The 8,203-nt window shown below is 67.8% G+C and carries 13 protein-coding genes; all 13 read right to left on the bottom strand.

Features of this window, described 5'->3' with window-relative positions:
- Positions 1–58 precede the first annotated feature (58 nt).
- Entirely contained in the window at positions 59–634 is a 576-nt protein-coding gene (rplQ, locus tag EIO58_RS08925; protein WP_127819233.1) for a 50S ribosomal protein L17, read from the bottom strand.
- Between the two features lie 68 nt (positions 635–702).
- Complete coding sequence (locus EIO58_RS08920) at positions 703–1,692, bottom strand: DNA-directed RNA polymerase subunit alpha (RefSeq protein ID WP_127819232.1); 990 nt, start codon at positions 1,690–1,692, stop codon at positions 703–705.
- 159 nt (positions 1,693–1,851) lie between these two features.
- A complete protein-coding gene (rpsK, locus tag EIO58_RS08915; protein WP_056117708.1) occupies positions 1,852–2,250 on the bottom strand; it encodes a 30S ribosomal protein S11 in 399 nt (132 codons plus the stop codon).
- Between the two features lie 31 nt (positions 2,251–2,281).
- Positions 2,282–2,656 (bottom strand): 30S ribosomal protein S13, encoded by a 375-nt coding sequence (gene rpsM, locus EIO58_RS08910; RefSeq protein WP_127819231.1) that lies wholly within the window; start codon positions 2,654–2,656, stop codon positions 2,282–2,284.
- A gap of 144 nt (positions 2,657–2,800) precedes the next feature.
- On the bottom strand, positions 2,801–2,917 hold the full coding sequence (gene rpmJ, locus EIO58_RS08905) for a 50S ribosomal protein L36 (RefSeq protein WP_005050492.1): 117 nt from the start codon (positions 2,915–2,917) through the stop codon (positions 2,801–2,803).
- An 84-nt stretch (positions 2,918–3,001) separates the two neighbouring features.
- Positions 3,002–3,223 (bottom strand): translation initiation factor IF-1, encoded by a 222-nt coding sequence (infA, locus tag EIO58_RS08900; RefSeq protein WP_005050493.1) that lies wholly within the window; start codon positions 3,221–3,223, stop codon positions 3,002–3,004.
- Between the two features lie 169 nt (positions 3,224–3,392).
- Complete coding sequence (locus EIO58_RS08895; RefSeq protein ID WP_127819230.1) at positions 3,393–4,091, bottom strand: DsbA family protein; 699 nt, start codon at positions 4,089–4,091, stop codon at positions 3,393–3,395.
- An 11-nt stretch (positions 4,092–4,102) separates the two neighbouring features.
- Positions 4,103–4,945, bottom strand: coding sequence for a type I methionyl aminopeptidase (gene map, locus EIO58_RS08890; RefSeq protein WP_127819234.1), 843 nt, complete (start codon positions 4,943–4,945; stop codon positions 4,103–4,105).
- A 2-nt stretch (positions 4,946–4,947) separates the two neighbouring features.
- Complete coding sequence (locus EIO58_RS08885; protein WP_127819229.1) at positions 4,948–5,541, bottom strand: adenylate kinase; 594 nt, start codon at positions 5,539–5,541, stop codon at positions 4,948–4,950.
- Complete coding sequence (gene secY / locus EIO58_RS08880) at positions 5,538–6,863, bottom strand: preprotein translocase subunit SecY (protein ID WP_127819228.1); 1,326 nt, start codon at positions 6,861–6,863, stop codon at positions 5,538–5,540. The genes EIO58_RS08885 and secY overlap by 4 nt, the downstream gene beginning before the upstream one ends.
- 101 nt (positions 6,864–6,964) lie before the next feature.
- A complete protein-coding gene (rplO, locus tag EIO58_RS08875; protein WP_127819227.1) occupies positions 6,965–7,588 on the bottom strand; it encodes a 50S ribosomal protein L15 in 624 nt (207 codons plus the stop codon).
- Positions 7,588–7,773, bottom strand: coding sequence for a 50S ribosomal protein L30 (gene rpmD, locus EIO58_RS08870; RefSeq protein ID WP_018171461.1), 186 nt, complete (start codon positions 7,771–7,773; stop codon positions 7,588–7,590). The genes rplO and rpmD overlap by 1 nt, the downstream gene beginning before the upstream one ends.
- Positions 7,773–8,203: ribosomal protein S5 (locus EIO58_RS08865; protein ID WP_127819226.1), on the bottom strand; the 431-nt coding region annotated here is incomplete at its 5' end. The genes EIO58_RS08865 and rpmD, both read right to left, overlap by 1 nt.

The raw sequence follows: 8,203 nt of genomic DNA, 5'->3' as shown, positions 1-8,203 counted from the left end.
CGAAGGGCCGCGGGTCTCGCGGTGCAAGGGTGCCGGGCGGACGCCCGGCGTGATCCGATTACTCGGATTTCTCTTCGGCGGGGGCCTCGACGGCCTCCTCGGCCGCAGCCTCAGCGGCGGCGCCCTCCTCCTGCGACTCCGCGCCGGCCTCGGCGGCGGGGGTCTCGTCGGCCGGAGCCTCCTCGGCCGGAGCCTCCTCGGCCGGAGCCTCCTCGGCAGCCGCGGGCGCGGCATCCGTCTTGGCGGCAGCCTTCTTGGCGGACGGCTTCTTGTTCACGGGCTCGAGGACGAGCTCGATCACGGCCATCGGCGCGTTGTCGCCCTTGCGGTTGCCGACCTTCGTGATGCGGGTGTAGCCACCCTCACGGTCGGCGACCAGCGGCGCGATCTCGGTGAAGAGGATGTGCACGACTTCCTTGTCACCGATGACCGACAGCACCCGGCGACGGGCGTGCAGGTCGCCGCGCTTGGCGAACGTGATCAGACGCTCGGCGAGCGGACGAAGACGCTTGGCCTTCGTCTCGGTCGTCTTGATCGACTTGTGCGTGAACAGCGCGGCGGCCAGGTTCGCAAGCAGCAGGCGCTCGTGGGCGGGGCCGCCTCCGAGGCGGGGTCCCTTCGTGGGCTTGGGCATTTCTCAGTTACTCCAGTGGGAAGAAGTCGGTCGGGGGGACGGATGCCGCGGCCGCGGCATCCACCGGCTCAGACGGTCTCGTCGTCGTAGCCGCCGTAGAAGTGCGCGCCGTCGAACCCGGGGACGGAGTCCTTCAGCGACAGGCCGAGTGAGACGAGCTTGTCGCGCACCTCGTCGACCGACTTCTGACCGAAGTTGCGGATGTTCATGAGCTGCGTCTCCGAGAGGGCGACGAGTTCCGACACGGTGTTGATGCCCTCGCGCTTGAGGCAGTTGTATGAGCGGACCGACAGGTCGAGGTCCTCGATGGGCATCGACAGCTCGTTCGAGAGGACGGTCTCGACCGGCGCGGGACCGATCTCGATGCCCTCGGCCTCGACGTTGAGCTCACGGGCCAGGCCGAAGAGCTCGGTCAGCGTACGGCCGGCCGATGCGACAGCGTCGCGCGGGGCGATCGACGACTTGCTCTCGACATCCAGCACGAGCTTGTCGAAGTCGGTGCGCTCACCCGCACGCGTGGCCTCCACGCGGTACGAGACCTTGAGCACCGGCGAGTAGATCGAGTCGATCGGGATCTGACCGGCCTCGGCGTACTCGTTGCGGTTCTGCGTCGCCGACACGTAGCCGCGGCCACGCTCGATCGTGAGCTCGAGCTCGAACTTCGCGGTGTCGTTGAGGGTCGCGATGACCAGCTCGGGGTTGTGCACCTCGACACCGGCGGGCGCCGAGATGTCGGCGGCGGTGACCTCGCCGGCGCCGGTCTTGCGCAGGTAGGCGGTGATGGGCTCGTCGCGCTCGCTCGAGACGACGAGCTGCTTGATGTTGAGGATGATCTCGGTGACATCCTCCTTCACACCGGGGATGGTGCTGAACTCGTGGAGGACGCCGTCGATGCGGATCGACGTGACGGCCGCGCCGGGGATGGACGAGAGGAGGCTGCGACGCAGCGCGTTGCCGATCGTGTAGCCGAAGCCGGGCTCCAGCGGCTCGATGACGAAACGGCTGCGGAACTCCCCGACCTTCTCCTCGGTCAGAGTGGGACGCTGTGCGATGAGCACTATGTGTTCCTTTCGATCACGTGCCCGCTATATGACACGTGCGGTGAGTGAGGTGTTGAGTTTTACTCGAGGGATGCCTCGGCGGAAGCATCCGGAAACGAACGGTGGCCCTTCGACAGGCTGAGGGAATGGTCCCTGAGCCTGTCGAAGGGCGAGAGATCAGACGCGGCGGCGCTTGGGCGGACGGCAGCCGTTGTGTGCCTGGGGCGTCACGTCCTGGATCGAGCCCACCTCGAGGCCGGCGGCCTGCAGCGAGCGGATCGCGGTCTCGCGGCCCGAGCCCGGGCCCTTCACGAAGACGTCGACCTTCTTGACGCCGTGCTCCTGCGCCTGGCGGGCTGCGGACTCCGCGGCCATGCCGGCGGCGTACGGCGTCGACTTGCGCGAGCCCTTGAAGCCCACCCCGCCCGACGACGCCCAGCTGATGACGGCGCCCGACGGGTCGGTGATCGAGACGATCGTGTTGTTGAACGTCGACTTGATGTGGGCCTGGCCCAGCGCGATGTTCTTCTTCTCCTTGCGGCGCGGCTTGCGCGCGGCGGTCTTGGCCTGTGCCATGTGCGTGTTCTCCTAAACCTGGGGCCGCGCCTTAGCGCGCCTTCTTCTTGCCGGCGACGGTGCGCTTCGGGCCCTTGCGGGTGCGGGCGTTCGTCTTCGTGCGCTGACCGCGCACCGGAAGGCCGCGGCGGTGACGCAGACCCTCGTAGGAGCCGATCTCGACCTTGCGGCGGATGTCGGCGGCGACCTCACGACGGAGATCACCCTCGACCTTGTAGTTGCCTTCGATGTAGTCGCGGAGCGCGACGAGCTGGTCGTCGCTGAGGTCCTTGACGCGGACGTTCTCGTCGATCTCCGTCGCCTTGAGGATCTCGTTCGAACGGGTACGGCCAACGCCGTAGATGTAGGTAAGGGCGATCACCACGCGCTTGTCGCGCGGGATGTCGACGCCGGCAAGACGTGCCATGCGGCTCTCCTAGGAGTGAGTGGAGGTGTGGAGCAGCATCGGTGCCCGGGCCTCCGCCCCGAGGTGTCCCCTCCGGAGAGGTTCTGATGCTGCCTGTGTGTATTGAGTTGTGAGTTCGCGGGCCGCGCGGCGCGCGGTATCCGTTCAGCCCTGGCGCTGCTTGTGACGCGGGTTCGACTTGCAGATGACCATGACGCGACCGTGGCGGCGGATGACCTTGCAGTGGTCGCAGATGGGCTTGACGGAGGGGTTGACCTTCATGATGTTTCCTCTTCGCTGTCTTCGCCGGGCGCGCTTCGCTCGCTGAGCTCTTGTCGAAGCGCGGGGCGTTACTTCTCGACCGGGCTAGCGGTAGCGGTAGACGATGCGGCCGCGGGTGAGGTCGTAGGGCGAGAGCTCCACGACGACGCGGTCCTCGGGGATGATGCGGATGTAGTTCTGCCGCATCTTGCCCGAGATCGTGGCGAGCACCTTGTGTCCGTTGGTGAGCTCAACGCGGAACATCGCGTTGGGCAGTGCCTCCGACACGACGCCCTCGATCTCGATGACACCGTCTTTCTTCGCCATACGCTCGCTTACAGTTGTGCTGACCGGTCGGTCTGCGGTGGATGGGGTTCGGTGCTGTGACACGCCAATGAAGGCGCAACGCACCAAAGATCAAGCATACGTGATATCGGATGCCTCGGCAAATGCTCGCCGCGCGCTTCGCGATGCCGGGCGCCGCGGCATCCGTCGGCTACTCGAAGAGCGTGGCGAGCCGGCCCGGCTCGGGCAGCTGGCTGTTCGAGATGACCTCGCCGTTGACCGCGACCGTCGGTGTGCCGATGCCCTGCGAGCCGGGTTGCACGGGCGTCTCGTCGGTCATGGCCGTGACGTAGCCGGCGTAGGTGCCGTCGTTGACGCACGACTCGATACCGGTCACCCCGACGCCCGCCGCGACTTCGAGGATCTCGCCGTTCGACAGCCCGCGCGTGCCCTCCTGGGGCTGGTTCGCGAACATCGCCTGCAGGAACGGAAGCGACGCCTCGGCGTCCTCCGTCGCGACGCAGTACGCGGCGTTCGCGGCACGCGTCGAGAACTGCGTGCCCTGCGACTGCCTGTCGAGGATGGAGATCGGGTGGATGCCGAGCGTGATGGTGCCGTCGTCGACCAGGGACTCGATCTCGGCCCCGTACAGCTGCTCGAATTGGTTGCAGATGGGGCACATGAAGTCGATGTACGTGTCGAGGCGGCCCTCGCCGTCGCCCACGAGGATCGCGCCCGTCTCGCCGTCGATGTTCGACGCCGAAGGCGTAGACACATCGGTCGGCAGCGGCTTCGGCGCGGCGGAGTTGTTCAGCGTCACGACGAGCACCACGACGAGCACGAGCGCCACCGCGACGCCGGCGGTGACCCAGATCGCGAACCAGTTGACCTTGCGCGCACCCTGTGCCATCTCGCGCCTCCTCAGGCGATCTCGCGCGGCGTCACGCCGAACGGCGCAAGGCCCGCGGCTCCGCCGTCGGGCGCCGTGAGCACCCAGATTCCGTCTTCGTGCACGGCCACGCTGTGCTCCCAGTGGGATCCGGCGGTGCCGTCGATCGTCGACACGGTCCAGCCGTCGTCCTCGACGAAGGTGGCCTGGTCGCCGATCACGACCATCGGCTCGATCGCCAGCACCAGACCGGGGCGCACCTCGGGGCCGGGGTCGGCCACGCGATAGTTGAACACCGACGGCGACTCGTGCATCTTGCGGCCGATGCCGTGGCCGACGTACTCGCGCAGGATGCCGTAGGCGCCGCTTTCGGGCGAGTTCGCCTCGATGTGCTCCTGGACGGCGGCGCCGATCTCGCCGAGGTGCTTCGCAGTGGCGAGCGCGGCGATGCCGGCCCACAGCGACCCCTCGGTGACCTGCGACAGCCGCCGGCGCTCGGCGACGACATCCGGGCGGGCCTCGTCGGGCACGACGAAGGTGAACGCTGAGTCCCCGTTCCAGCCCTTGTACTCCGCGCCGGCGTCGATCGAGACGATGTCACCGGGAGCGAGGGCGCGGTCGCCGGGGATGCCGTGCACGACCTGCTCGTTGACCGAGGCGCAGATGGTGTGGCGGTACCCGCGCACCATCTGGAAGTTCGACTTGGCGCCGCGGGCGGTGATGACCTCGGATGCGGCGGCGTCGAGCTCGGCTGTGGTCACTCCCGGCGCGATCAGCTTGCGGGCGGCGCCGAGTGCGGCCGCCGTGATCAGACCGGGCTCGATCATCGCCCGCAGCTGCGCAGGCGACTTGTAGATGGATCGGCGGAGCGCCATGGTCACGCCGCGGCACCGCGGCCGAGACCGCGGGCCTCGAGCGCCGCCACGATGCGACCGGTGATCTCGTCGAGCGACCCCACGCCGTCGATGCGCTCGACGACGTCGCGGGCACGGTAGATGTCGAGGATCGGGGCCGTCTCGCGCTCGTAGATCGCCAGGCGGTTCGCGATGCCCTCTTCGGTGTCGTCGCTGCGCCCCTGCTCTGCGGCACGACGCGACAGCCGCGCGATGCTCTCGTCACGCGGGACCTCGAGCTCGATGACCGAGTCGATGGCCTCGCCGCGGCCCTCGAGGAACTCGTCGAGGTGCATCACCTGGGCGACGTTGCGCGGATACCCGTCGAGCAGGAACCCGCTCGCCGCATCCGGCTGTGACAGTCGCTCGCGCACGACGGCGCTCGTCAGCTCGTCCGGGACCAGGTCGCCGGCCTCGATGATCGCCTTGACCTGCTCCCCGAGGGGCGTGCCGGCCGCGACAGCACCGCGGAACACGTCACCGGTCGAGACGGCGGGGATGCCGAAGGTTTCGGCGATACGCACGCCCTGGGTGCCCTTGCCCGAGCCCTGCGGCCCGACGATCAGAAGGCGGGTCATCGCAGCAGCCCCTCGTAGTGGCGCTGCTGCAGCTGGGCGTCGATCTGCTTGACGGTCTCGAGGCCCACGCCGACGATGATGAGGATCGAGGCGCCGCCGAACGGGAAGTTCTGGTTCGCGCCGACCGTCGCCAGCGCGATGAGCGGAAGCAGTGCGATGAGACCCAGGTAGAGCGAGCCCGGCAGCGTGATGCGCGTGAGCACGTAGTCGAGGTACTCGGCCGTCGGACGACCCGCACGGATGCCGGGGATGAAGCCGCCGTACTTCTTCATGTTGTCGGCGACCTCGACGGGGTTGAACGTGATCGCGACGTAGAAGTAGGTGAATCCGACGATCAGCAGGAAGTACACCGCCATGTAGATGGGGTGATCGCCGTTCGTGAAGTACGTCTGGATCCAGGCGACCCAGCCGGGGATCTCGTTGTCGGCGTTCGGCTGCATGTTGAACTGGGCGATGAGTGCCGGGATGTACAGCAGCGACGACGCGAAGATGACGGGCACGACGCCGGCCATGTTGACCTTGATCGGGATGTACGTATTCGTCCCGCCGTACGTGCGGCGGCCGACCATGCGCTTGGCGTACTGCACCGGGACGCGGCGCTGCGACTGCTCGACGAAGACCACGAGCGCCACGACGACGATGCCGACGGCCAGCACCAGGAGGAAAACCTCGAAGCCGCGCGCCTGCGCGATCGCCCACAGCGAGGCGGGGAACGTCGCCGCGATCGACGTGAAGATCAGCAGCGACATGCCGTTTCCGATGCCGCGCTCGGTGACCAGCTCGGCGAACCACATGATGAGGCCCGTGCCGGCGGTCATGGTGATGATCATGAGGAGCTGCGCCCACCACACGTCGTTGGTGAGCAGCTGCTCGCACTCGGGGATGCCGGTCGTGCCGAACAGCTGCCCGCTGCGTGCGACGGTGACCAGCGTCGTGGACTGGAGGAGCGCCAGCGCGATGGTGAGGTAGCGCGTGTACTGCGTCAGCTTTCCCTGGCCCGACTGACCCTCCTTGTAAAGGGTCTCGAAGTGCGGGATGACCACGCGCAGCAGCTGCACGATGATCGTCGCGGTGATGTACGGCATGACGCCCAGCGCGAAGATCGACAGCTGCAGCAGCGCGCCGCCCGAGAACAGGTTGACCAGCGAGAGCAGACCTTCGGTGCCGGCGGAGTCACGCAGACACGACTGCACGTTCGGGAAGTCGACGAACGGCGCCGGAATGTGCGCGCCGAAGCGGTACAGGGCGATGATCGCCAGAGTGAATGCGATCTTCCGCCGAAGGTCGGGTGTGCGGAAGACCCGCGCGATGGCGCTGAACAAGAGGTTTCCTCCAGTGGGGATGCCGGCAGGCCCGGCGACATGCCGACGTCCAGGGTAACCCAGTGGGGGCCGGAGCAAGCTCCGACCCCCACTGTGAGTATTTACTTGACGCTGCCGCCCGCGGCGACGATCTTCTGCTCGGCGGATCCCGAGACCTTGTCGACCGCCACGTTGAGCTTCACCGAGATGTCGCCCGTGCCGAGCACCTTGACCTTCTCGTTCTTGCGCACCGCACCCTTGGCGACCAGGTCGCCGACGGTGACGTCGCCACCGGCCGGGTACAGCTCCGCGAGCTTGTCCAGGTTCACGACCTGGTATTCGACGCGGAACGGGTTTTTGAAGCCGCGGAGCTTCGGGGTGCGCATGTGCAGAGGCATCTGCCCACCCTCGAAGCCGACCTTGACCTGGTAGCGAGCCTTGGTGCCCTTCGTGCCACGGCCCGCGGTCTTGCCCTTCGAGGCCTCACCGCGACCCACGCGGGTCTTGGGGGTGTTCGAGCCCGGAACCGGACGCAGGTGGTGCACCTTGAGCACGCCGGGGCGCGCGGCAGGGGCATCCGCCTTCTTGGCCGGAGCCTTCTTGGCGGGAGCCTTCTCCGCCTTGTCGGCAGCCGCCTTGGCGGGAGCCTTCTTCTCAGCGGCAGCCTTGGGCGCAGCCGTCTTCTTGGCGGGGGCCTTCTTGGCCTCAGCCTCGACGGCCTCGTTCTTCTCGGCCTTCTCAGCCATCAGTCGATCTCCTCAACCTTGACGAGGTGCGCGACGGTCCGGACATAGCCGCGCGTCTGCGCGTCGTCGGGACGGACGACCGAGTCGCCGATCCGCTTCAGACCGAGCGAACGCAGCGTGTCGCGCTGGTTCTGCTTCTCGCTCACCTTGGACTTGACCTGCGTGACCTTCAGACGCGCAGCCATCAGACACCTGCCTTCGCAGCGGCCGCGGCCTCAGCCTCGGCACGGACGAGACGGGCGGGGGCGACCTGGTCGAACTCGAGACCACGGCGCGCGGCGACCGCACGGGGCTCCTCGAGCTGCTTCAGGGCCGCCACCGTCGCGTGGACGATGTTGATCGTGTTCGACGACCCGAGCGACTTCGACAGCACGTCGTGGATGCCGGCGCACTCGAGCACCGCACGCACCGGACCACCGGCGATGACACCGGTACCGGCGGCGGCGGGTCGAAGCAGCACCACACCGGCGGCCGCCTCACCCTGCACGGGGTGCGGGATCGTCGAGCCGACACGGGGGACGCGGAAGAAGTTGCGCTTGGCCTCTTCGACACCCTTCGAGATCGCCAGCGGCACCTCACGGGCCTTGCCGTAGCCGACGCCGACCACACCGTTGC

Source organism: Microbacterium sp. CPCC 204701, from assembly GCF_004010105.1.
In the GTDB taxonomy this organism is placed as follows: Bacteria; Actinomycetota; Actinomycetes; order Actinomycetales; family Microbacteriaceae; genus Microbacterium.
The sequence above is the reverse complement of the archived record's forward strand: the minus strand, read 5'-3'. Positions and strand labels throughout refer to the sequence as shown.

Coding starts and splice junctions, on each gene's coding strand:
- EIO58_RS08895 (WP_127819230.1), bottom strand. CDS start 4,091: ATGGCACAGGGTGCGCGCAAGGTCAACTGGTTCGCGATCTGGGTCACC.
- rplO (WP_127819227.1), bottom strand. CDS start 7,588: ATGGCTGAGAAGGCCGAGAAGAACGAGGCCGTCGAGGCTGAGGCCAAG.
- map (WP_127819234.1), bottom strand. CDS start 4,945: ATGGCGCTCCGCCGATCCATCTACAAGTCGCCTGCGCAGCTGCGGGCG.
- rpsK (WP_056117708.1), bottom strand. CDS start 2,250: ATGGCACAGGCCAAGACCGCCGCGCGCAAGCCGCGCCGCAAGGAGAAG.
- rpsM (WP_127819231.1), bottom strand. CDS start 2,656: ATGGCACGTCTTGCCGGCGTCGACATCCCGCGCGACAAGCGCGTGGTG.
- rpmJ (WP_005050492.1), bottom strand. CDS start 2,917: ATGAAGGTCAACCCCTCCGTCAAGCCCATCTGCGACCACTGCAAGGTC.
- rpmD (WP_018171461.1), bottom strand. CDS start 7,773: ATGGCTGCGCGTCTGAAGGTCACGCAGGTCAAGTCCAAGGTGAGCGAG.
- EIO58_RS08885 (WP_127819229.1), bottom strand. CDS start 5,541: ATGACCCGCCTTCTGATCGTCGGGCCGCAGGGCTCGGGCAAGGGCACC.
- infA (WP_005050493.1), bottom strand. CDS start 3,223: ATGGCGAAGAAAGACGGTGTCATCGAGATCGAGGGCGTCGTGTCGGAG.
- rplQ (WP_127819233.1), bottom strand. CDS start 634: ATGCCCAAGCCCACGAAGGGACCCCGCCTCGGAGGCGGCCCCGCCCAC.